Source organism: Variovorax sp. YR566 (assembly GCF_051992195.1).
Lineage (GTDB): Bacteria > Pseudomonadota > Gammaproteobacteria > Burkholderiales > Burkholderiaceae_C > Variovorax.
Genome location: NZ_CP197092.1, coordinates 3404385 through 3425671, shown reverse-complemented (window position 1 = coordinate 3425671; position 21287 = coordinate 3404385). Strand labels below are relative to the sequence as shown.

20 protein-coding genes and 1 other RNA gene are annotated in these 21287 nt (G+C 62.8%); 9 read left to right on the top strand and 12 right to left on the bottom strand.

Translation table 11 applies throughout. The features are described from left to right. Positions 1–7: 7 nt before the first annotated feature. Together rnhA and ACTG4X_RS15950 are read right to left on the bottom strand one after the other, a co-directional pair. The gene (gene rnhA, locus ACTG4X_RS15955; RefSeq protein ID WP_093054353.1) at positions 8–457 is read right to left on the bottom strand and encodes a ribonuclease HI; all 450 of its coding nucleotides are present in this window, start codon (positions 455–457) and stop codon (positions 8–10) included. Positions 458–509: 52 nt separating this feature from the next. After that, the gene (locus tag ACTG4X_RS15950; RefSeq protein ID WP_256216672.1) at positions 510–1280 is read right to left on the bottom strand and encodes a class I SAM-dependent methyltransferase; all 771 of its coding nucleotides are present in this window, start codon (positions 1278–1280) and stop codon (positions 510–512) included. On the opposite strand from ACTG4X_RS15950, the gene gloB reads away from it, so the two are divergent. Beyond that, positions 1279–2067: a hydroxyacylglutathione hydrolase gene (gloB, locus tag ACTG4X_RS15945; protein ID WP_093054349.1), complete on the top strand. Its 789-nt coding sequence runs from the start codon at positions 1279–1281 to the stop codon at positions 2065–2067. The two genes, ACTG4X_RS15950 and gloB, sit on opposite strands and share 2 nt — an antisense overlap. After that, complete coding sequence (locus ACTG4X_RS15940; protein WP_440534259.1) at positions 2064–3683, top strand: transglycosylase SLT domain-containing protein; 1620 nt, start codon at positions 2064–2066, stop codon at positions 3681–3683. Before gloB ends, ACTG4X_RS15940 begins: the two co-directional genes overlap by 4 nt. Before the next feature lie 9 nt (positions 3684–3692). Here ACTG4X_RS15940 and ACTG4X_RS15935 read toward each other — a convergent pair whose 3' ends face one another. From ACTG4X_RS15935 to dnaX, 7 genes are all read right to left on the bottom strand, one after another. After that, complete coding sequence (locus tag ACTG4X_RS15935; protein ID WP_440534258.1) at positions 3693–4874, bottom strand: low temperature requirement protein A; 1182 nt, start codon at positions 4872–4874, stop codon at positions 3693–3695. Positions 4875–4941: 67 nt separating this feature from the next. After that, entirely contained in the window at positions 4942–5778 is an 837-nt protein-coding gene (locus tag ACTG4X_RS15930; RefSeq protein WP_093054343.1) for an ABC transporter permease, read from the bottom strand. Next, positions 5778–6593, bottom strand: a complete 816-nt coding sequence (locus ACTG4X_RS15925; protein WP_440534257.1) for an ABC transporter ATP-binding protein — start codon at positions 6591–6593, stop codon at positions 5778–5780. Before ACTG4X_RS15925 ends, ACTG4X_RS15930 begins: the two co-directional genes overlap by 1 nt. A 45-nt stretch (positions 6594–6638) precedes the next feature. Then, the gene (locus ACTG4X_RS15920; protein WP_093054339.1) at positions 6639–7679 is read right to left on the bottom strand and encodes an ABC transporter substrate-binding protein; all 1041 of its coding nucleotides are present in this window, start codon (positions 7677–7679) and stop codon (positions 6639–6641) included. Positions 7680–7884: 205 nt separating this feature from the next. Next, entirely contained in the window at positions 7885–8475 is a 591-nt protein-coding gene (gene recR / locus ACTG4X_RS15915) for a recombination mediator RecR (protein ID WP_093054337.1), read from the bottom strand. Between the two features lie 17 nt (positions 8476–8492). Then, positions 8493–8825 (bottom strand): YbaB/EbfC family nucleoid-associated protein, encoded by a 333-nt coding sequence (locus ACTG4X_RS15910; protein WP_007836669.1) that lies wholly within the window; start codon positions 8823–8825, stop codon positions 8493–8495. A 53-nt stretch (positions 8826–8878) separates the two neighbouring features. Beyond that, positions 8879–10729: a DNA polymerase III subunit gamma/tau gene (gene dnaX, locus ACTG4X_RS15905; protein ID WP_440534256.1), complete on the bottom strand. Its 1851-nt coding sequence runs from the start codon at positions 10727–10729 to the stop codon at positions 8879–8881. 177 nt (positions 10730–10906) lie between these two features. On the opposite strand from dnaX, the gene ffs reads away from it, so the two are divergent. Together ffs and ACTG4X_RS15895 are read left to right on the top strand one after the other, a co-directional pair. Continuing rightward, positions 10907–11003, top strand: an RNA gene (ffs, locus tag ACTG4X_RS15900) — signal recognition particle sRNA small type. Positions 11004–11252: 249 nt separating this feature from the next. Next, entirely contained in the window at positions 11253–12788 is a 1536-nt protein-coding gene (locus tag ACTG4X_RS15895; RefSeq protein WP_440534255.1) for a tyrosine-type recombinase/integrase, read from the top strand. 1011 nt (positions 12789–13799) lie between these two features. On the opposite strand, the gene ACTG4X_RS15890 is transcribed toward ACTG4X_RS15895, so the two are convergent. Further along, positions 13800–15356: an ATP-dependent nuclease gene (locus ACTG4X_RS15890; RefSeq protein ID WP_440534254.1), complete on the bottom strand. Its 1557-nt coding sequence runs from the start codon at positions 15354–15356 to the stop codon at positions 13800–13802. 824 nt (positions 15357–16180) lie between these two features. Here ACTG4X_RS15890 and ACTG4X_RS15885 point away from each other — a divergent pair. From ACTG4X_RS15885 to ACTG4X_RS15870, 4 genes are all read left to right on the top strand, one after another. After that, positions 16181–16801, top strand: a complete 621-nt coding sequence (locus ACTG4X_RS15885; RefSeq protein WP_440534253.1) for a hypothetical protein — start codon at positions 16181–16183, stop codon at positions 16799–16801. 131 nt (positions 16802–16932) lie between these two features. Next, the gene (locus ACTG4X_RS15880; RefSeq protein ID WP_440534252.1) at positions 16933–17160 is read left to right on the top strand and encodes a hypothetical protein; all 228 of its coding nucleotides are present in this window, start codon (positions 16933–16935) and stop codon (positions 17158–17160) included. 270 nt (positions 17161–17430) lie between these two features. Further along, positions 17431–18192, top strand: coding sequence for a hypothetical protein (locus ACTG4X_RS15875; RefSeq protein ID WP_440534251.1), 762 nt, complete (start codon positions 17431–17433; stop codon positions 18190–18192). A gap of 2 nt (positions 18193–18194) precedes the next feature. Then, the gene (locus tag ACTG4X_RS15870) at positions 18195–18533 is read left to right on the top strand and encodes a hypothetical protein (RefSeq protein WP_440534250.1); all 339 of its coding nucleotides are present in this window, start codon (positions 18195–18197) and stop codon (positions 18531–18533) included. A gap of 11 nt (positions 18534–18544) precedes the next feature. Here the strand turns inward: ACTG4X_RS15870 and ACTG4X_RS15865 are convergent, their stop codons facing one another. Next, complete coding sequence (locus ACTG4X_RS15865) at positions 18545–19297, bottom strand: HNH endonuclease (RefSeq protein WP_440534249.1); 753 nt, start codon at positions 19295–19297, stop codon at positions 18545–18547. A gap of 592 nt (positions 19298–19889) precedes the next feature. Continuing rightward, positions 19890–20612: a hypothetical protein gene (locus ACTG4X_RS15860; protein ID WP_440534248.1), complete on the bottom strand. Its 723-nt coding sequence runs from the start codon at positions 20610–20612 to the stop codon at positions 19890–19892. A 151-nt stretch (positions 20613–20763) separates the two neighbouring features. Between ACTG4X_RS15860 and ACTG4X_RS15855 the strand changes: the two genes are divergently transcribed. Further along, a complete protein-coding gene (locus ACTG4X_RS15855) occupies positions 20764–21276 on the top strand; it encodes a hypothetical protein (RefSeq protein WP_440534247.1) in 513 nt (170 codons plus the stop codon). Positions 21277–21287 lie beyond the last annotated feature (11 nt).

The following is a 21287-nucleotide window of genomic DNA, read 5'->3' as shown; positions in this document are numbered from 1 at the left end:
GCCCGGTTCAGAGGCGCCCCAGCGCCTTGTCCACGCCCTTGTTGGCCAGCATGTCGGCGCGCTCGTTGCCCGGATCGCCCGAGTGGCCCTTGACCCAGCGCCATTCGATCTGGTGGCCGCCTTCGCTCACCAGCTTGTCGAGCCGCTGCCAGAGCTCGACGTTCTTTACCGGCTGCTTGCTCGCGGTGAGCCAGCCCTTGGCCTTCCAGCCGCGGATCCATTCGGTGATGCCCTTGCGCACGTACTGGCTGTCGAGATACAGCAGCACCTTGCAGGGCCGCTTGAGCGCGGCCAGGCCCTCGATGACGGCGGTCAGCTCCATACGGTTGTTGGTGGTGTTGAGTTCACCGCCGAACAGGTCCTTCTCGGTGGCGCCCGACTTGAGCCACGCGCCCCAGCCACCGGGGCCGGGATTGCCCTTGCACGCACCATCGGTGTAGATCACGACTTCGTTCAAACTGACTTTTCCTTCTCTTTCATTCGATCCTCTTCATTCGATTTCGATCATTTCAATTCTTGTTCGGCTCGCTGCGATGCACCTTGCCGGCAATGGGCACGGGCGCGGTGGCGCGGGCGCCTGCGCGCCGCCAGTCGGCGCTCAGCAGGCGCATGCCGCGCACCCGCTTCACAGCGACCAAAAAATAGGCTGCGCCAAAGATCGGCCACCAGCGCTCGCCGGCCGCGTCCATCCAGCGCGAGCGCTCCAGCCAGGCCTCGCTGCGCACTGCCGGCCGGTAGATGCCGAAGCGGCCCGACTCCACCTCGAAGCTCAGCAGGCGCAGCCAGTCGCGCATGCGCCAGTAGCCGATGAACTCCCCGCCTTCGGGCAGGTAAAGATCGCCGATGCCCAGCCGGCGGTAGATGTGCGCGCGGCGCTGCCGCATGCCCCAGAGGCTGGCGGGGTTGAGCCCGCAGATCACCACACGGCCTTCGGGCACCAGCACCCGCTCGACCTCGCGCAGGGTGGCGTGCGGGTCGGGGCTCAGTTCGAGCGCGTGCGGCATCACCACCAAGTCGAGGCTGTTGGCTGCAAAAGGCAGCGCCGCGAAGTCGGTCAGGAGCGTTGCCTTGCTGGCGCGGGCGGGGTCGTCCAGTGCCAGCCAGCGGTGCGGCATGCGGTTGGCGCGCAGCCCGTCGACCTCTGCCGCGCCCAGCTGCAACGCGTGATAGCCGAACACATCGGCCACCGCCTGATCGAACTGGGCCTGCTCCCAAGCCAGAAGGTAGCGCCCCGGGGGGGTCGCGAACCAATCCTGCAAACCTATAATTTGACCGCTCATGACCCTTGTTCCGCTGCCCGCCTTCGCTGACAACTACATCTGGATGCTGCACGACGGGTCCCACGCCATCGTGGTGGATCCGGGCGATGCCCAACCGGTGTTCGACGCGCTGGCGCGCCACAAGCTGCAGCTGGCCGCGATTCTAGTCACGCACCACCACCCCGATCACACGGGGGGCGTGGCCGCGCTGCATACAGCCACCGGCGCCCCGGTCTGGGGGCCCGCGCGCGAGCGCATTCCCGAGCCGTACACGCCGCTGGCGCAGGGCGACATCGCGGAAGTGCTCGGCCTGCGCTTCGAGGTCATCGACGTGCCGGGCCATACGGCCGGCCATATCGCCTACTTCCTCCCCGCCGCGCAAACCGCGCTCAACGACGCACCGCTGCTGTTCTGTGGCGACACGCTGTTCTCCGGTGGCTGCGGACGGCTGTTCGAGGGCACGCCTGCGCAAATGCTGGCCTCGCTCGATGCGCTCGCCGCTTTGCCCGGCGACACGCGCGTCTGCTGCGCTCACGAGTACACACTTTCTAACCTGCGTTTCGCCCAGGCGGTGGAACCGGCCAACGCCGAACTGAGTCACTACAACGCGCGCTGCGAAAGCCTGCGCGCGAAGGGGCAGCCCACGCTGCCGTCACAACTGGCAATCGAACGCCAGGTCAACCCCTTTCTTCGCAGCCGCGAAGCCACTGTCCTTAGAGCGGTGCGTGCCCACGCCGAGCTTGCTGCCGATGCAGCCGAAGCCGACGTGTTTGCCGCACTGCGCCAATGGAAAAACGACTTCCGATGAAATTTATCGCTGCCACCTGCCTTGCAGGTTCACTGGTGCTCGCGGGCTGCGCGGGCACGAACAACAACAGCTCTTCCACCTCTTCTTCATCGTCACCCCAGGCCGGCGGCACCGGCTCCAAGATCGCCGGCAGCGCGGCCCCCATCTACCCCCGCGACTCGCTCTCCCCCCTCCCCAGCGGCCAGGCCCATTCGCAGAGCGTGGTCACGCTCGCGCCGCCGGTCGACATGTGGGACCGCATCCGCCGCGGCTTCAAGATGCCCAACCTCGACAGCGACCTGGTGCGCGACCGCGAGCAGTGGTACGCCAGCCGGCCCGACTACATCCAGCGCATGACGGAGCGCTCGAACAAGTACATCTTCCACATCGTCGAGGAACTCGAGCGGCGCAACATGCCGACCGAACTCGCGCTGCTGCCCTACATCGAGAGCGCGTTCAACCCTCAGGCTATCTCCAGCGCGCGCGCCGCGGGCATGTGGCAGTTCATGCCGGCCACCGGCACCGATTTCGACCTGAAGCAGAACATCTTCCGCGACGACCGCCGCGACGTGGTGGCCTCCACCCGCGCCGCGCTCGACTACCTGCAGAAGCTCTACGGCATGTTCGGCGACTGGCAACTGGCCCTGGCCGCCTACAACTGGGGTGAAGGCAGCGTGAGCCGCGCCATCGCCAAGAACCAGCGCCTGGGCCTGCCCACCACCTACAGCGACCTCACCATGCCCGCCGAAACGCGCATGTACGTGCCCAAGCTGCAGGCCGTGAAGAACATCGTGGCGAACCCGCAGGCCTTCAACACCGAACTGCCGCTGATCGCCAACCACCCGTACTTCCAGACCGTCACGCTCACGCGCGACCTCGACGTGGAGCTAGCCGCCAAGCTGGCCGACGTGCGGCTCGACGACTTCCGCGCCCTCAACCCCGCCGCCCACAAGCCGGTGCTGATCGCGGCCGGCACGCCGCAGATCCTGCTGCCATGGGACAACGCAGCCGTGTTCCAGCGCAACTTCGACGCCTATTCACAGGGCCAGTACGCCAGCTGGACCGCCTGGGTCGTGCCCAACACCATGACGGTGGCCGACGCAGCCCAGCGCTCGGGCATGAGCGAAGCCGACCTGCGCGCCATGAACAACGTGCCGCCGCGCATGCTCATCAAGGCCGGCTCGACGCTGATCGTGCCGCGCGGCGCCCGCGTGAAGGAAGACGTGGCGGCCGTGGTGGCCGACGGCGGCCACCTGAGCTTCCAGCCCGAGATCGTCACGCGCCGCACGACCGTCAAGGCCGGACGCGCCGACAGCGTTGCCAGCATCGCGCGCCGCTACAACCTCAAGCCGGCCAACGTGGCCGAGTGGAACGACGTGAAGCCCAATCACGCGTTCAAGCGTGGCTACAGCGTGGTGGTGTATCTGCCCGTTCGCGCGACGGTTGCGACCCGCGCGGGCACCGGCATCCGGCCCGTGCAGACGTCGCACGTCGCGGCCGCTCCCGCACGCCGTGGCGGTGCGTCCTCGAAGGCTGCCGCGCCGCGGGGCTCCAATGTGGCCAAGGTGCCTGCCAGCAGCAAGCAGCAGGTCGTGCGCGAGAAGCGCGGCGGCACGCCGGCGAAGAAGAAGCGCTAAGGGCCGCCTTCAGTGGGCCTTGGCGGCCCACGCCCTGCGGCGTACCACGGCCTCCAGCGCGGCCACGACGATCATGATGACCGTTGTGAGCGTGCCCACCACCATCACCGTCATGTGCGACGCGAAGACCGCAAGCACCGCCAGCAGGCCCAGCCCATAGAGATGCGATTGCGGCAGGAAGCCGCGCACCACGCGCTTGAACAGCGCATTGCCGAACAGATAGAGCGCCGGTCCGCCGATCAGCGCGCCGAGGTACTTGAGTTCGGCATGGTGCGAGCCCTCTCCGATGGTCAGCTCGTCCGCCACCGCGCAGACGATGATGCCCGCCACCAGAATGACGTGCGTGTAGTGGAACTTGGCGCCGACGCCGCCCGGGTCCGCCGCATGCTCGATGACGTGGGTCGCCTCCTTGGCGCTGGTGTCGAAGTACATCCACCACATCGCCAGGCTGCCTGCGAAGCCCACGAGCAGCGCGAACAGATCGCTCCCATGCCATTCGGGGTGGTGCCCGAAGGCGATGCCGGTCGCCAGCACCGACTCGCCCAGCGCAACAATCACGAACAGCTGGCAGCGCTCGGCGAGATGGCCGCCGTCGATGGTCCAGTCGCTGGTCAGCGAACGGCCCAGGCCCGGAAAGCGCAAGCCGATCATCGGTGCGATGTACTCGCACAGCACGCCGCCGAACCAGAGCGCGAGGCGCGCCGGCCCATCGGCCAGTCCGCCGGCGATCCAGAACACGCCGGCCACGCAATTCCACGCCAGCAAGCGCCGGAAGTTGGGTGTGAGCGGATCGTTCGGGCCGATGGCGATCAGCATGCAGAGCGTGCGCCCCGCCTGGATGCCCACAAAGCACAGCGCGAACGCCAGTCCCCGCTCGGCAAAGGCCCCTGGCAGCGCCGAGGCCATCACCATCGCCAGCAGCATGATTGCGAACAGTACGCCGCGGATGCGCAGCGCGCTGGGGTTGAACCAGTTGGTGGTCCAGGCCGTGTACTGCCAACCCAGCCAGACGGCAAACCACATGACCAGCGTCTGCAGCGCCCCCAATAGCGTGAGGTGGTCCAGCAGGTAGTGGGAAAGCTGCGTGACTGAAAACGCGTAGACCAGGTCGAAGAACAGCTCTTCGTTCGAAACCTTGGCGGCCTGGTCGCGCGAGCGCAAGGTCGTGGCCCGCTTGTGGTCGTGGCTCATTGTTCGTTTACCCCCGTGGATCGTTGCGGCACTCCTCAGCGCCGCGCAGGATCATCGCATGAGGGCTCTAGAGCTTTTCGGTCTCGCCGGTCTTCGGCTGCCACTTCATCAGGCGCTTTTCGATGAGCCCGACGATCCCGTCGAGAGCCAGCGCAAAGGCCGTGAGCACCACGATACCGGCGAACACCGTGTTGACGTCGAAGGTGCCCTCAGCCTGCAGAATCAGATAACCCACGCCCCGCGCCGAGCCCAGGTACTCGCCCACCACCGCCCCCACGAAGGCCAGTCCGACCGAAGTGTGCAGGCTGGAAAACACCCAGCTGGTCGCGCTCGGCAGGTACACCGTGCGCAGCAGCTGCCGCTGGTTGGCGCCCAGCATCTTCGCGTTGGCCAGCACCACCGGGCTCACCTCGCGCACGCCCTGGTAGACGTTGAAGAACACGATGAAGAACACCAGCGTGACCGCCAGCGCCACCTTGCTCCAGATGCCCAGCCCGAACCACAGCGCGAAGATGGGCGCGAGGATCACGCGCGGCATCGAATTGGCAGCCTTGATGTAGGGGTCGAGGATCAGGCTCGCCGTGGGCGCGAGCGCCAGCCACAGCCCGCAGGCCAGGCCCAGCACTGTGCCAATGACGAAGGCCAGCACTGTCTCCAGCAGCGTGGTGCCCAGGTGCTGGTAGATGTCGGCGTTGCCCTTCAGCCCTTCGGGAAAGAGCGCATTGGCCGGCAGTTCGAACGGCAGGAACCAACTCCAGATGCGGCCCGCCACCTGGATCGGCTCGCCGAGGAAGAAGGCGAACTGCTGGTTGCGCGAGGCGATGTGCCAAGCCACCAGGATCACCACCAGCAGCGCCAGCTGCCAGAAGCGCGCGTTGCGTTCATTGAGTCCGAGGCGCGGCATCAGGCGGCCTTCCTCAGTTGCTGCGCATAACCCTTGAGCACCTCGTCGCGCAGCACCTCCCAGATCTGGGTGTGCAGCTCGACGAAGCGCGGCTGCGTGCGCACCTCGGCCACGTCGCGCGGCCTTGCAAGGTCGATGGCGAACTCGCCGATGGGGTGCGTCGCAGGGCCGGCCGACAGCACCACCACGCGGTCGCTCATCGCAATGGCCTCGTCGAGGTCGTGCGTGATGAACAGCACCGCCTTCTTCTTCGCGCTCCAGAGGTCGAGCACCTCGTTCTCCATCAACTGGCGCGTCTGGACGTCGAGTGCGCTGAAGGGTTCGTCCATGAGGATGATGTCGGGGTCAAGCACCAGCGTCTGAGCCAGCGCCACGCGCTTTCGCATGCCACCGGAAAGCTGGTGCGGATAGCGGCCGCCGAAGCCCGAGAGCCCCACGCGCGAGAGCCAGGCCTCGGCCTGCTCGCGCGCCTCGGCATCGGGCACGCCGCGGTATTGCAGGCCCACCATCACGTTGTCGACGGCACTGCGCCAGGGCATCAGTGCCTCGGTCTGGAACATGTAGCCGGCGCGCGTGTTGATGCCCTCGAGCGTCTGGCCGAAGACCTTCACGGTGCCCGAAGAGGGCTCGAGCAGGCCCGCGCCCACGTTCAGCAGCGTCGACTTGCCGCAGCCTGTGGGTCCGACCACCGAGACGAACTCCCCTGCCCTGATGCGCAGCGTGGTGTCGGCCACCGCCGTGTAGCGCTGGCCCGGATCGTCCTTCGAATGGAAGGTGCAGCCGATGGAGAGAAGTTCGAGTGCGTAGTCGGACATGGCGTAAAAAACCCGGCCGAGGCCGGGTCGCGGGGACGTTCGGAATCAGGCTTTGAACCTGTCTTTCGCGCGCCTAGCAAAATCGTTGGTGTAGGTTTTCGCGAGGTCGATCTTGTCGGCCTTCACGGTGGTATCGAAGCTTGCAATCGCGGTGAGCGCCGTCTTGGGGCCGTCGACCGGCACGAGGCCGTCGGTGGCGATCGATTCGCGCACTTTGTCGAACGACGCGAGATACAGCGCGCGGTCGCCGAGCAGATAAGTCTCGGGCACCGTCTTGATGATGTCGCCGGGCCCCGCCGTCTGCAGCCATTTGAGGCCGTGCACGATGGCATTCGCCAGCGCCTGGCAGGTGTTGGGATTCTTCTGGATGAACTCGCTCGACGCATACAGGCAGGCCGCCGGCATCGTGCCGCCGAACACCTGCAGCGTGCCCTTGAGCGTGCGCGTGTCGCTGATGATCTTCACGTCACCCTTCTGCTCCAGCATCGTCATCACCGGGTCGGTGTTGCTGATGGCGTCGATCTGGCCCGAGCGCAGCGCGGTGAGCGCACCGGCCGCCACGCCCACGCCGATGAAGCTCACGTCACTGGCCTTGAGCCCACCGCGCGAGAGCACGAGGTTGGCCACCATGTTGGTCGACGAGCCCGGCGCGGAGACGCCGATCTTCTTCCCCTTGAGATCCTGGATGCCGGTGTAGCCGGCCATGTTCTTGGTCGACACGCCCACCGCGATCTGCGGTGCACGGCCCTGCAACACGAAGGCCTGGAAGAACTGGTTCTTGGCCTGCAGGTTGATGGTGTGTTCGTAGGCGCCTGAGCAGACATCGGCCGAACCGCCGACTACCGCCTGCAGCGCACGCGCGCCGCCGGCGAAATCGGAAATCTCCACATCGAGCCCTTCGGCCTTGAAGTAGCCGAGCTGCTCCGAAATGGTGAGCGGCAGGTAGTAGAACGCCGCCTTGCCGCCGACCGCGATGGAGATCTTCGTCTTCTCCAGCTTCGCCTGCTGTGCAAAGACACGCGGCAACGCGATGGTTGCAGCGGCAATGGCGGCAGTAGCTGAAATGAGAGTGCGGCGATGAAGCATGAAACGTTGCCCGTTGGCTCTGTGACTCGTAAGAACTGAATCGAGCTTAGGGGCCGCACCACACGGCTGCATCGGGGTGATCCCGTGCGGGTTTTCACGTAAGCACGAAGGCCTCTCCGAGAAGCCTTCGCCAAGGCTTCATCGCGCCGGAAAAAGTATTGCGATATCGAGCGGAAACGCGAGTGCCCAGACAACGCTGTGCGCGCTACCTGCGGTCTACCAGGGCATGGGCGATGGTGCCAAGATCGACGTACTCGAGCTCGCTGCCTGCCGGCACGCCGCGTGCAAGGCGCGTCACGGTCAGGCCATGCTGCTTCAGAGCTTCGCCGATCACGTGCGCGGTGGCCTCGCCCTCAGCGGTGAAGTTCGTGGCAAGGATGACCTCGCTCACCGTGCCGTCGCGCGCGCGGTCGAAGAGCTTCTGCAGGCCGATGTCCTTCGGCCCGATGCCGTCGAGCGGGCTGAGCTTGCCCATCAGCACGAAGTAATAGCCGCGGAACGCGCCGGTGCGTTCGAGCGCGGCCTGGTCGGCCGGCGTCTCGACCACGCAGAGCTTGCTCGCATCGCGCCGCGTGTCGAGGCAGACGTTGCAGACCGGCGCCTCGGTAAAGGTGTTGCAGCGCTCGCAATGCCGCACGTGGCCTGCGGCCTGCTGCAGTGCGCGTGCGAGCAGCTGTGCGCCCTCGCGGTCGTGCTGCAGCAGGTGGAATGCCATGCGCGAGGCCGACTTGACGCCGACACCGGGCAGGCGGCGCAGCGCATCGACCAAGGCGTCGAGCGAACTGGCGTCTGCCATTTATTGCGACCGCTCGCTCAGAACGGCAGCTTCATGCCTGGCGGCAGACCTGGCATGCCGGCCGTCAGCTTGCCCATCTTCTGCTCGCTGGTTTCCTCGGCCTTGCGCACGGCGGCGTTGAAGGCGGCAGCCACGAGGTCTTCGAGCATGTCCTTGTCGTCCGCCAGCAGGCTGGGGTCGATGGTGATGCGCTTGACGTCGTGCTTGCAAGTCATGACGACCTTGACGAGGCCGGCGCCGGATTCGCCTTCGACCTCGATGTGGGCCAGCTCTTCCTGGGCCTTCTTGAGGTTGTCCTGCATTGCCTGCGCCTGCTTCATGAGGCCGGCCAGTTGTCCTTTGTTGAACATCGTTGGTCCTGTGTCTGGTTGGAAAGTGGGTGAAGGATAAGAGAGACGGAAGCTCAGGCTGGTTTCAGCGTGCCAGGGACGATCTTCGCATCGAAGTCGCGCATCAGTGCCTGCACTTCGGGGTCGCTGAGGATGGCCTCTTCGGCCACGCGCTGCCGCTCGTCCGCGGCCTGTTTGTTGCGGCGCGCGGGGCTGTCGACCACGCTGCCGATCTCGATGGCGAGCTTGACGTCGTGGCCCAGGCTGCCCAGCGCAGCCGTCAGCTTTTCGCGGCTGGACGGCTGGTTGAGCGTTTCCCGCTCGATGCGCAGCAGCCACTGGTCGGTGTCGCGGCCCACCAGCTGCGATTGCAGTGCCAGTTCACGCGCCAAGGCGGCGATGGCCTCGGCCGCGATCAGTTGGGAGACCGTGGCGTACCAGAAATCGCCGTCTTCGCTGGTCGGAATGGGGGTGAATGTGCTGCGCGGCTCGTCGGCGCGCGGCGTGTCGCGGGCACTGGGCGGAGGCTGCACGCGGATGGGCACGCCGACGACCCGGGCGGGTGCTTCGGCGGCAGCGCCGGGGCGGGGTTCGGCCTGCCGGGGTTCGTCGACCACGGCGAGGCGATGGCCGGCGGGAACCGAGGCAGCGTAGGCAGGCGCTGGCGCGGGTGCAGCAGGCGATTCGACCGGGGGGCGAGCCACCGGCGCGGGGGCCGGAGCGGGTGGCACGGTGCGCGCCGGAGCTACCGGCGCCACGGCCGCAGCTTCATTCAGAGTTTTTTTTTCCGGGGAGGCCGTCGAAGCAGCCGCGCTGGAAGGTTTGAAGGCCAATAGCCGCAACAGCACCATGGTCAGGGCAGCGTACTCGTCGGGGGCCAGGCCCAGCTCGCCGCGGCCATGCAGGCACAGGCTGTACAGCAGTTGCGTCTCGTCGGCCGGCATCAGCGCGGCGAGGCGAGCGGTGTCGGCCGCGTCGGGGTCGGTGGCGGAATCGGCCGACTCCGCCCGAGAAGGCACGGCCTGCAGCACTGCCATGGCCTGCAGCACTGCCGTCATTTCCTCGAGCGTGGAGGCGGCGGACATGCCGTCTACGCGCAGCGCCTCCGATGTCTCGACCACCGTCCTGCCATCGCCCTGCGCCAGCGCCTCGATCAGGCGGAACACATGGCCGCGATCGACGCTGCCGAGCATCTGACGCACGCCGGCCTCGACCAGCTCGCCGTTGCCGAATGCGATGGCCTGGTCGGTGAGCGAGAGCGCGTCGCGCATCGAGCCGCGCGCCGCGCGCGCCAGCAGGCGCAGCGCCTGCGGCTCGGCCGGGACGTTCTCGGTCTGCAGCACGCTGGTGAGGTGCTCGAGCACCGTCTCGGGCGCCATCGGCCGCAGGTTGAACTGCAGGCAGCGCGACAACACCGTGACCGGCACCTTCTGCGGATCGGTCGTGGCCAACACGAACTTGAGGTACTCGGGCGGCTCCTCGAGCGTCTTCAGCATCGCGTTGAACGCGGTGTTCGTGAGCATGTGCACTTCGTCGATCATGAAGACCTTGAAGCGCCCCTGCACCGGCTTGTAGACGGCCTGTTCGAGCAACGACTGCACCTCGTCCACGCCGCGGTTCGAGGCCGCGTCGAGCTCGGTGTAGTCCACGAAGCGGCCGGAATCGATGTCGCGGCAGGCCTGGCAGACACCGCAAGGAGTGGCCGTGATGCCGCCCTGCCCATCCGGGCCCTGGCAGTTGAGCGACTTCGCCAGGATCCGCGAGACCGTGGTCTTGCCGACCCCCCGGGTGCCGGTGAAAAGATAGGCGTGATGCAGGCGCTGCGTGGTCAACGCGTTCTCGAGCGCCTGAACCACATGCCCCTGGCCGACCATCTCACCGAAGGTTTTCGGACGGAACTTGCGAGCGAGCACGAGATAAGACATTGCGGGCATTCTAAAAGGCACGGCGCCAGCCCTCAGCCCTACCCCGCAATCAAAAAGGCCTGCCTTTTCGTGGGACACCGAGGAACCAGCTTCGCCGGGGCCTCAGGTGTCGCCCCCAGCAGGGGGAAGGAGAAGCGACACGAAGTGCGCGCATCCTGGCGGGTTACAATGCGTGCTGACGGGCCTCCCTGCATGGTGAAGTGGCCAACCGGGTCAGGTGGGGAACCAAGCAGCCCTAACTGCGTAGTCAGTGCCAGGGGTAAGGCTCGTCAACTATCAACAGTGCCACAGTTCTCCCTCAGAACCAGCATTCATGCGGCCTGCGGCGCGATAACTGTGGCACCCTGCTGTAGCACTCGGCTCGATGACAGATCGTAAAAATCGTCATCGGAGAGCACATGGCATCGAAAATACCGGGTCTGTTTCAGCGTGGGGGAATGTGGTGGCTGCGCGTGATCGCGCCGCTTGATCTACAGACCGCCTTCCCTTCTATAGCGGAAAGCGTATCGCGTTCAGCGGGTCCTTGGGCACCAGCGACCCCCAGGAGGCGCGAGTTCGTGCAGCAGCGAAGCGGGCTGAGCTTGAGGCTCAATTCCTCCGTCAGCGGCGCGAACAATCCCCGCCCAAGCTGGCTTCCCTGGCGCCTGAGGTGCGGCAATGTATCGTTGGCACCTTACTCGCGGACGAGGCGGCAAAAGACGCAAAACAGCGCATGCTCAAGGACAAAACCGTGCGGGTCTACAGCCCCGTATCGTTCGTCTATGAACTCGCGGATGGCTCACTACCCGAGCATCCCGCAGCGCCTCCCGTGCCCCTCTTACGTCCTCTGCCTCCTGCAACTGTCGCAGCCCGCGCCGCGCTCAACCAGCAGCGGCAGGAAATCGTGCGCGAGGCCCTGGCAAGTGGCAATCTCGAAGTCATGATCCCTATCGTGCAACCCATCGTAAGCCGCTTGGGCCTCGCCATCGACTACGAGACAGCAGATGGAGCCCTACTCCTTCAAGAGTGCTTGGCTGCGTACAGCAACGCTCGGGAGATTGCAGTGCAGCGGGACAAAGGGCTTGTCGTTCCCACGCCGCCGCCCGCCGTGTCGCCCGAAATTGTGAAGGCCTCAGATGTGCCGGGAACTGTCAACACCGCCTTGCACCTCAAGGACATCAAAGCAGACTGGCTCGCACTCAAAACCCGCACCCGCCCGGCCATCAAGATCACGGAACGTTCCTTGAAGCTACTGGCAGAGGCTGGCGTTGATGTGCCACTCTCCGAACTAGACCGCACGCACGGTGCAAAACTACGGGCCCACCTCGTCGCCAAGGGCATCAAAGGGCAGTCCGTCAAGAACCTGATCGGTCCCCTACAAGCCCTCCTGAACGTTGCGGTGGACGCCGGGAAGCTCACGGTCAATCCATGGTCTGGGCTGAAGATCGACACCAGCGACAGCACCAAGCGACTTCCATGGCGCATGGAAGACCTGAAGAAGTTGGTCGCCACGAACAATGCCCGCGCTGACGCGGGCCGATGGCTACTGCCCTTGGGCCTCTACACGTCCGCCCGTATCGGCGAGCTTGCTCAGTTGGAGCTGACCGACATCAAGCAGATCGACGACGTGTGGTGCATCGAAGTCCACGACAGGAGGACCGAGGGCCACCAGAATCGCACGGTCAAGACCAAGGCCGGGGAACGCTTGATCCCAATTCATCAGCATCTGATTGATCTGGGATTCTTGCGGTTCGTAGAGACCGCCAAAGAGGCCCGAGAGAGGTTCGTCTTCCCGAAGTTCATTCAGCGCGGCAAGCGCCGTCCGGGCGACCTCGCCGGTCTCGATTTCCTGAAGCTGCGCGAGGCTGCGGGTGTTGAGCTTGACGAGCGCTTCACCTTCCATTCGCTACGACACAACGGTCGGTCCATGCTGGCGTCTGCAGGCGTCAACGAGCAGATTATTGATAAGCTGGTCGGCCACGAAAGTGGCACGGTCCAGGGCCGGTACACGCACGCCGATACCGCAACCCTCGCCGCATCGATTGCCAAGCTGGACTGGGCTCTCCTCGGAGTCCAATAGGCCGGGACTGAGCGTCCCCCCTAGTCTTCGCTACTTCGCCAAGGCGCCGAGGGGCGCTTAGGCTCCTCTGGCTCCTTCGCCGCATCGATCTTCTGCCGGACCCATGCAGCACCGCCCAGGCGGTCGAGTTTCGCCCGTTGTTCCTCCGAGAGGCGCAGGCGGACGTGGACAGGGTTTCCGGAGATCAGCTTGGGACGTCCTCGGGGTGCAGCGGATTCTTGCAGGTCACTCATGCTACCTATTGTCGGGCTTATTTATGGGGCCCCAAAATTGTTGAGCGCGCCCAAGGGGCATTGGCTCAACTTTATTTTTGGAGCCCCATAATTAGCCCGTCTTCAACGCCCGAACAGGCCCCAAATTATGCAACTGCAAACCGCTTTCTCTGCTACCCAACGCGCTGCCATCGAGGCCCTGCGCGAGGACCTCACCCGCAGCATGCACCGCGTCGTGACCACTGAGTACGGCTCTACAGACGATGGTCAGCACTGGGCTGCCCTGTGCACCGAGGATGCCAAGAGGGTCCCAACCGCCTTTGTCTCCATCGTGGTCGGGACTGGTGTCCCCGGTGAGACGGCAGTCGTTTCCCGGGATGGTCGGCCGGTGTGTGAAGGTGTCTCGTTTTCCGCCGCACTTCGCTCCGCGCGGCGCCTGGGTATTCGTGGGCAAGGGGTAAGTCATCGGTCGACGACGCAGTGAGGCGAGGATGCCCAAAGGTGCCACTTTCACAGCAGCAGAGGCCATCGGACACCCGGCGATTCGGGTAGCGATCTTGGTGGGCAGAGAGGTCGCTGACGCAACTGACCATCATCCTGAGCCCGCCACACTAATCGCACTCGTAAACGCAGCGTTGCCAGTCGTTGCGCTGATCGAGGAAAGGTATCGTCCTACTATCGGTGACGAAGATATTGAGGGTGCTGCGTGGACGGAGCGAGTCTTGGCCGCAATGCTCTCCGGAGCGCTCAGGGCCGCTCAACAGCGCCCTTCGAATAGCCGCTGAGCCGTGCTTCGCGATTACGCCTGCGCGGCCAAAATTGATGAAATTAGGTTCTGCACGCCGACCAAGTCTTCCGACGTGATCGAAGAAGCAAAGTATTGAAGGCATAGCTCCTGCGAGAGCCCAAGATGCTTTGACAACTCGAAGAACTCGTTGTGCTTCCCCGCCTGCATCGCATACTCGATTGCCGCCGCAAGCTCCTCGGGCTCACTACCGAGGGTCGCGGCCAAGTGCGGTAGTACTTCCCCTGCTTTTTGAAGCAGCCACGACTCCGGCCAAGTGGGTCCCGGCAGATAGCAAACTCGCGCATTGAACCATTCTGCAAAATCCGGTTTCGGATTTTCGGCCATGTTCTTGGCATGAGCGAAATTATCTGCTGCTTTAGAGATTTGATCTCCATCAAAAACGGCCAGTACTGGTCGCGCTTCCTTTCGAACATACGCTGCAGCGAGTTGTCTTGCTAGTGCAGTAGCCGACCCGATCACGTTGAATGAGCTTCGGACGCGCACCGAGGAAGGCAGTTTTGCCATCAATATTGCCTTTGCCACATCATCTTCTAAGTAAATCTCCAACTCAGCCTCGGGAGAGCCTCCCATCTTATTAAAAGCAAAATCAGATGAAATGCCCTGCATAACCTTAGTTTTTCCACCGACTACTTCAACGAAAAATCTTGCGTCAGGCGGCAAGCAATCAAATATCTCCCTGGAATGAGTGGTGCAAATTATTTGCGTATGCATTTCGAGGCAAACATCTTTAAGCTTTTCAATAAATTTCTTCTGAGCATCGGCATGCAAGCCCAGCTCGACCTCATCCATTACCAGTAATGCTCCTTCTCCAGCGGAATAGATAGTCGAAAAAATCTCAAAAAGCGCGTTCTCACCCGCCCCCATATTGAAGCCCGAATAGATGTGATCTTTTGTTTTTACAATTGGGAGAGTATATTTGGAGTGCTCCAAGTATCTGAAGCCAAGATAGGTTTTCCCAAGGATGTAGCCAACAATATCCTTGACCTTTTCTTCCCACCCCTTGGGCTTCCCATCCTTGAATACTTTAGAGTATGAACGCGACTGACTTCTCTCGCTATGCGGCACAATTCGCTCAATCCCAAGAAAAACAACTGTCCTGTTGACGCGCTTGTCGTAATCATTCCATTTCCCCCCTTTCTTTTTCTTTCGAATCTGAGTCCCTACACCAACACCATCCGGAAGAGTTGGACTCTTTTTCCAATTATTATGTGCAATCTTGTAATATATGACGGTATCTTTTTGCGAAGCCTCAGCCAAGTTTTGCACAAAAAAATCGGAAAATGTATAGTAGGAATTTCTTCGCTTTGGAAGTTTAAATCCCCAATCATGATTATGAAAGGCGCAACACGCCAAAGCTAGTATGGTAGATTTTCCCGCGCCATTTCTTCCAGCAATTGCGGTAATCGGATAATGGAACTCGATATTTAGGTTATTCAGACCGCGAAACTCACCTTGAGTCAACACAATCTGCTTAAGGGCTGCTCGCGTCAAGTCTTCAGAAAACCGTGCGCGTAGCTTTTTGTCCTTGGCGCTTTCCCGGTATTTCATATCTTCTTGCTACTCGAAGTTAAGCGCGCTATCACATCATTTTTTACAAGCTGACACAAGAGTGGGAAACAGAATGGTCGCGCCTTGGACGCGTGCAGATCACGATCAATTCACGCAGGCGCGGAGCCGGAAGTAAAACCTCCAACCACCGTTGGAATGCTTGCCACGCAGAGGCGTTCGGACAAGTGCCCGCAAAGTGAAGCGCCCTATCGTCGGCACTGGCCTGGAATAAACCCCCGCAGAATGACGACCCTACCGTCAACCCGATTCCTGCGCCGCCGTGGCGCCCTCCACTTCTCCACGACACCCCCGCCCTCGCGGGCGCCTCAGGCCCTTTCGGGTCGTCCGGGCGCGAACCAAGGATCGTGATTCCCGATGGCCTACGCTGGCTCGGAGTCGGTTGCCGGCGAAACCTACGCCGACCATCTGTGCAACGTGAGCGGAATCCGAGTGATGGCCCTTAACTCGCCGCTGGCTTCAATGCCATCACCGACCACAGATCGAAGCCGCGTCCCGAGGGGCCTTCGGCCCCGTCAGGGGACGAATGATTTTTAAGAGGTCATGGTGACTCTGAAGCTGTCAAAGGACATTCCTTCGACGACTTCACGAGCATCAGAGACTTGGAATTGTCGAAGAGACTACACGGTGTAGTAGTCCAGAAGAACAAGAGCAAGGAGACATAGGACATCTTAGTGAACTCCTTGCTTCCTTGGTCGTCGCCAAATCCCCTTCGTGATCGTCCCAGCAGGGATGGTCGCGCATCTCGGCACCTCGCCGCGTCTCTCCCGATCCCGGCCCATCGCGGCCCTCTGCCGGAAGTACCCATGCCGACCAAACATTGCTCCCGCTGCGGCGAGCACAAGCCCTGCTCCACCTTCGGAAAGAACGTGAAGCGCCCCGATGGTCTACAGGACCACTGCAAGGCCTGTCGGGCCGCCCACTACGCCGCCAACGCCGAGCAGATCAAAGCCGCTGTCGCCGCATACCGCCAAGCGAATCAGGAAAAGATCGCCGAGAAGCAGGCCGCATACCGCGCAGGCCACAAGGATCGCATTCGCGTACAGCAGCGCGAGTACTTCCGCAAAGCCTATGCGACATTTCATGCGCAGTTTGTCGGACCACGCCGCACCGCGCGAAGGCCCAAAGGCGTAGGGCCGCTCACGAGCCCTGGTGCCATCACGCAGCCGAAGCCCACCCGGAAACTCCCGCCGCCTCCCCCGCCTCCTTTGACCCCCGAGGAAGTCGTGGAGGCTCAACGTCTCATCGCCAAGTTTGAGGCCGAGCGCAAGGCAACCGCCCCTGCAAGCCCCATCCCCTCGGGCTCCTCGCGCAAAAGCACGTTTCAACGTATCGCCGATGCCGAGCAAGCACGCGCCGATGGTGTCGAGGCCCTAGAGCAGGCTCGGGTCCCAGCCGAGCTATGCGGCCGTCGCTCCGCAGTCTAGCCGTAGCGCAGGCCGTCGCCGCGAAGGTCTCTGGCCCGGTCCGTGTGTCCCGTGTCGCCTATGCCCCCCAGGCCCAAGCCTGACAGTTCCTCCACCAATCTTTGGAGCATCGCCGAGACGGCGCCCTCCCCATGATCGATCAGACCAACAGCCTCAACCTGCCTCGCTTTCGAGGCGGACGATTGACCCGCCACGACCGACGCGTCCTCAATGCCACGGCGGAAGCCAAGACTGCCGCATGGCTCGCTACTCCTGAGATGGTGGCGCACCGCGAAACCTTGCTCACCCAGGCGAGCGCTGTGGCTGCCTTCACAACCCGTCCCACCCGGGTACTCATTCGCTCCCGCGCCGCCCTCTGACGGCATCTCTCTTTTCTGAGTCCTGCCACCGGCCGCCTGTGCAAGGGGTTGCACAACGGCCGTGCCCGTGCGTCATTGCGGGCCGGCAGGACTCACCCTGCATTTCACGGTGATGTCTCGGTAGGACTTGGCCCCGGCTTCGGCCGGGGCGCTTTTTCCTCCCACGCCACCCACAAGAACAAGGCCGCACAGGCCTGTGCGTCCTGGCGCTTCCGGGCCTTCCTACCACTACCAATGAATCACCGAATCACTTTTCCGTCCGTCCATTCCATGGGCGGCAAACCCTTTGTTGCCGAGGTCTCGGTCACCCCTTGGGCACGTTCGAGCCGTCCTGCGAGTGGCTGGAATCTCGAAGCCTTCCAAGGTCTTTTGAAGAACAGCACTCCGAATACTCCAGCCTTCGAGGGAGCATCAACGCCCATGAGCTGGCTCAAGCTCGCCAAGAATGACATCGGGGGGGCAGAGGGCAATGAGTCTTTTGCGTATCACGGACTTCTATCGGCTGAGCGCAAGGCCGGCAAAGTTCGTGTGACCGAAGGAGACAACGTCAACGGCCACGAGGTCAGCGTGGGCTACGGCTTCAACCTGACCCAGCCCGGCGGGCGGGAACTGTACGAGGCCGCTGTCGGCCGGGACGGCCCTGCCTACGAGGACGTTCTCAACGGGCGCAAGCCCATCTCCCAGGCCAACGCTGTAGCGCTGCAGGAATACATGATCTTGAAGAAGAACGTTGTGCTAAGCAGCATGCTCGGCGACACGCCAGTCCGTGACCATCAGCGAGCGGCCCTCGTCTCGATGCTCTATCAAGGCGTGGTCCCGCGAGCGGCAGTAGATGCCATCAAGCGCGGAGAATCGGACGCCAATGTCGCAGACATCATTCGCCAGAGTGGCCCAGCCCGTTTCCAGACTCGCCGCAACCACGAGGCCTCGCGCTTCATGGGTGCAGCCGCAGAGAGGTACTTCGACAACTCGTCGAACGGGCTCCCCGGGCGAACCCAGGCGGTCGAAGTGAATCCCAGGTATCGCAGATGACCATGGGCGAGCACATCGAATACCGGACCAGCAACGGACACCTCGTCTTGATGAACAGCCAAGACTGGCATTCGCTTCAGCCCTTGATAGACGCTGGCGTCCGCCTGCAATCGCGCATGCACGTCCGGGAGGGCCTACGGGTCCTCTTACGCGAGTACGGGCGACAGGGTGAACCGCAGCGCACCATGTTGCTGGCCAAGGTGCTCCTGAGCGCTTCGGCACATCAGGTAGTCGCAATGCTCAATGGTCCCTTGGACCACCGGCGCCGCTTCATGGTCCTGGAGGATGCCGGGCGCGAACAAGGGTGGTCCAGTCGGATTCACAGATTGCAAACCGAATGAGCCGACAGCGGCTATATCTGCGTGAAACTGCCATTGAACCGGCGTCTTAGCAAACTGACCAGTTCATCAATGGACAGGACCTCCTTGCGCCTGTGAAGCATCGAATGGCAATTGGGACATACCGGCCGCAGATCGTTCTCCGGGTCTAGCAGGTATTCTGCGCCAACAGTGTGGATTGGCTTCAGATGGTGCACGTGTATGAAGCCTGCGCCAAGCTCGCCATATACCGCGCCAAAATCGAAGTCACACACAGTGCAGATCGTTCCCCACCTCTTGATGCACCGAGGCTTTGCGGTCGGATCGCGTTCGTAAGCATTGACAGTCACCTGCTTCTTCGCGCCCTCCACCACTCCCTGAAGTGTTCGCAAGTCGTCAGGATGCGTGTTCTTGTCCGGGAAGCCCCACCTCACCTCGATGGGTATCGTGTCCTGAACACTGACAGCACTTCCTACCCCCGCGTAAGTAAAGGGGTCATGATCGGCGAGGCGAAAGAAAACATGAACAGGTGCAGTCCCAGACACCAGATCGCCGAACGCAGGATGGGTTAGCTTCGCCCCTTCCCTCGGATGCCAGACCAGTTCCTCGCCCTCGAAGAAATTGTTGTAGTTGTGCCCTGTGCGCCCAGCAATGTCGATATTACAGAAAATGAAGTGTTCGCCGTCGTGTCTGGCGTGGCCGGTATCCCACTTGCCGCCCCTGGTTCCCTCGACGCCTAGCAACTGACGTATCGCTGCCCGCGTGTACTGCTGATCGATTACGAACATAGCCCCTCGTCCTAATAAATGGAGGGCCAATACTAGTCAGGTGCTGTCGCGCGGGCCTTTCCTCCAGATTGGAAATTCGGACCTTGTGAACGTCATTGACGTAGAAATTTGCCCCGAAAATTCCTCAGCACTGCTTCGCCCCGCCGCGCAAGCAGGCGCCCCCGTGGGGGGTGGGGTCACCCCTGGCAGCGCCGAGCCCTTAGGTCTCCCCGGCCCTCCTCGCCCACCCGGGGCCGCCGGGGCTGTCCCTAGGCGCCCTGCTGCGTCGAATCCCCTACCTGCAGCCCCTACCCTGCCCCATGTGCGGGGCTCTCTCCCCTCTGTAGATGGCCTGGCGATCATCGGACTCTAGGAACGACGACCGGGCAAACAGGGGTTGCTAGAGCCCGTGGGAGGCCTGGGCCATCCAACCGCCTAGGCGCCCTTGCATGGGGTGCAAGGGGGCTTACTGAGGGCATGCTCATCCCAGCGAGGCCCCGGGACAGCCGTGACGCGTCTTCGCCCCGCGTCGCGTATTTCTCACAGTGAGCCCGAGGGTTCGCGTGCCCGTCTTTGAACGAGCGCGTGCACTCCTGAGCCACTGTTTTTTAGGTCAGTTGACGGGCTTGCACTGCTGAGCGCCCTCAGTGAGATCGAAAATCGTAGGTACCTTCACCAAATTCGCCTGCACTGCGGCAGTTACGGCAGTCACGAGCGTCAAAACGGCCAACGCGCCTTGTAGGCGCAGGTTCTCCCTGTGGCGGCGCTCCTGCTCCTGAGTTTCTTCGAGTGCTTTAAGGGCCAAGCCCGTCGGCGCATAACGATGGCCCACTTTTCGCAACTCCCCCGAATCCACAAGCATCTCAAGATGGAATTCAACTCCACTGTTGAGTGACTCCCAATCCGGATGACCGGCCCACCGATAACCGTGCCTGTTACTTAGCAGCGCCATCGCACTCACGCCGGACTCCCCGTGCTCGACGAGACTAACCACTTCGGCGAGTATTTCGCTGCGGCGGCGCGTTGTGAGTGTGCGCCGATTGAAAATGTATTGAGCGATATGGTTCTGCAGTCGGACGGCGTGGACGCGGACGTAAGGCCAGCCAGTGATGCGACCCAAAGCCACTGCCAAGATTCCCGTGTAGTCGACCGTATCGAGGCCGTAATAGTGCCGAACCTGGAGCCCCTGCGGGTCAATCGAACTAAGAGGAATCACAGCGTCAACTGAATACTTCTCGCCGTCGTGCTCCAGGGCAGCCACCATCTCGCCCCGCATACCTACCAGCACGTATCGCGCCTGAGGCGTCTCGCCCGTCTTGACAGTAAAGGCGTTCATCTTGGCGCCTTCTGGACCGCTCCGTGGCACAGTAGCTTCAGCGTTGCGAGCAAGAAGACGGGGCAAAAAATAGCGCAGCAGGGTGTGATTTAGGTTCGGCATGGCCGATTGTCCCAAAGTGGGTCTATGCAACCCTGCACAATGCTGTGCAATGGACAAAGTCACGCCCCCTTCACAAAGCGCCGATGACGACCGAACCACGTCAACGGGCCTTGCCCGGTATGCCTTCGAGTACATCCAAGCTGCGCGACTAGTTGATGAAGATGCGGCGGAACGGTCGCCTCATCGAGCCACCTCGCCGATCCCGGCGTTCTTCCTTGCCTATCACGGCATCGAATTGAGCCTCAAGGCGTACCTGCGATACCGGGGACTCAGTCCGCGTGCGCTTGCGAGCAAAGCTTATGGACATGATCTCCATGCGTGCTACCGAAAGGCGAAAGAGCTTGGCTTGCTGGAGGTCTTCAAGGAGCACCCGAACGACAGGCACGCTCTACACCTTCTCGCGGACCTGAATGTCAATCATGGGCTGCGGTACATCAAGACGGGCGCCAAGGTGTTCCCATCGTGGTCGATAGTTGACCCCTTGGCAGTCCGGCTGCATCAAGCTGTAGCCCCGCTGGCAGGGTTCCATTCGTTCACGCACAGCTATCCTGCCCATGCGTGAACTCCGTCGCA

What these genes read in the sequence shown, in the direction of transcription:
- gloB (WP_093054349.1), top strand. Translation starts at nt 1,279, where the DNA reads ATGACCCTTGTTCCGCTGCCCGCCTTCGCTGACAACTACATCTGGATG.
- ACTG4X_RS15925 (WP_440534257.1), bottom strand. Translation starts at nt 6,593, where the DNA reads ATGTCCGACTACGCACTCGAACTTCTCTCCATCGGCTGCACCTTCCAT.
- ACTG4X_RS15890 (WP_440534254.1), bottom strand. Translation starts at nt 15,356, where the DNA reads ATGAAATACCGGGAAAGCGCCAAGGACAAAAAGCTACGCGCACGGTTT.
- ACTG4X_RS15950 (WP_256216672.1), bottom strand. Translation starts at nt 1,280, where the DNA reads ATGAGCGGTCAAATTATAGGTTTGCAGGATTGGTTCGCGACCCCCCCG.
- ACTG4X_RS15860 (WP_440534248.1), bottom strand. Translation starts at nt 20,612, where the DNA reads ATGAACGCCTTTACTGTCAAGACGGGCGAGACGCCTCAGGCGCGATAC.
- ACTG4X_RS15880 (WP_440534252.1), top strand. Translation starts at nt 16,933, where the DNA reads ATGATCGATCAGACCAACAGCCTCAACCTGCCTCGCTTTCGAGGCGGA.
- ACTG4X_RS15865 (WP_440534249.1), bottom strand. Translation starts at nt 19,297, where the DNA reads ATGTTCGTAATCGATCAGCAGTACACGCGGGCAGCGATACGTCAGTTG.
- ACTG4X_RS15870 (WP_440534250.1), top strand. Translation starts at nt 18,195, where the DNA reads ATGGGCGAGCACATCGAATACCGGACCAGCAACGGACACCTCGTCTTG.
- ACTG4X_RS15875 (WP_440534251.1), top strand. Translation starts at nt 17,431, where the DNA reads ATGGGCGGCAAACCCTTTGTTGCCGAGGTCTCGGTCACCCCTTGGGCA.
- ACTG4X_RS15910 (WP_007836669.1), bottom strand. Translation starts at nt 8,825, where the DNA reads ATGTTCAACAAAGGACAACTGGCCGGCCTCATGAAGCAGGCGCAGGCA.
- ACTG4X_RS15935 (WP_440534258.1), bottom strand. Translation starts at nt 4,874, where the DNA reads ATGAGCCACGACCACAAGCGGGCCACGACCTTGCGCTCGCGCGACCAG.
- dnaX (WP_440534256.1), bottom strand. Translation starts at nt 10,729, where the DNA reads ATGTCTTATCTCGTGCTCGCTCGCAAGTTCCGTCCGAAAACCTTCGGT.
- ACTG4X_RS15855 (WP_440534247.1), top strand. Translation starts at nt 20,764, where the DNA reads ATGGACAAAGTCACGCCCCCTTCACAAAGCGCCGATGACGACCGAACC.
- ACTG4X_RS15930 (WP_093054343.1), bottom strand. Translation starts at nt 5,778, where the DNA reads ATGCCGCGCCTCGGACTCAATGAACGCAACGCGCGCTTCTGGCAGCTG.
- ACTG4X_RS15940 (WP_440534259.1), top strand. Translation starts at nt 2,064, where the DNA reads ATGAAATTTATCGCTGCCACCTGCCTTGCAGGTTCACTGGTGCTCGCG.
- ACTG4X_RS15885 (WP_440534253.1), top strand. Translation starts at nt 16,181, where the DNA reads ATGCCGACCAAACATTGCTCCCGCTGCGGCGAGCACAAGCCCTGCTCC.
- ACTG4X_RS15920 (WP_093054339.1), bottom strand. Translation starts at nt 7,679, where the DNA reads ATGCTTCATCGCCGCACTCTCATTTCAGCTACTGCCGCCATTGCCGCT.
- recR (WP_093054337.1), bottom strand. Translation starts at nt 8,475, where the DNA reads ATGGCAGACGCCAGTTCGCTCGACGCCTTGGTCGATGCGCTGCGCCGC.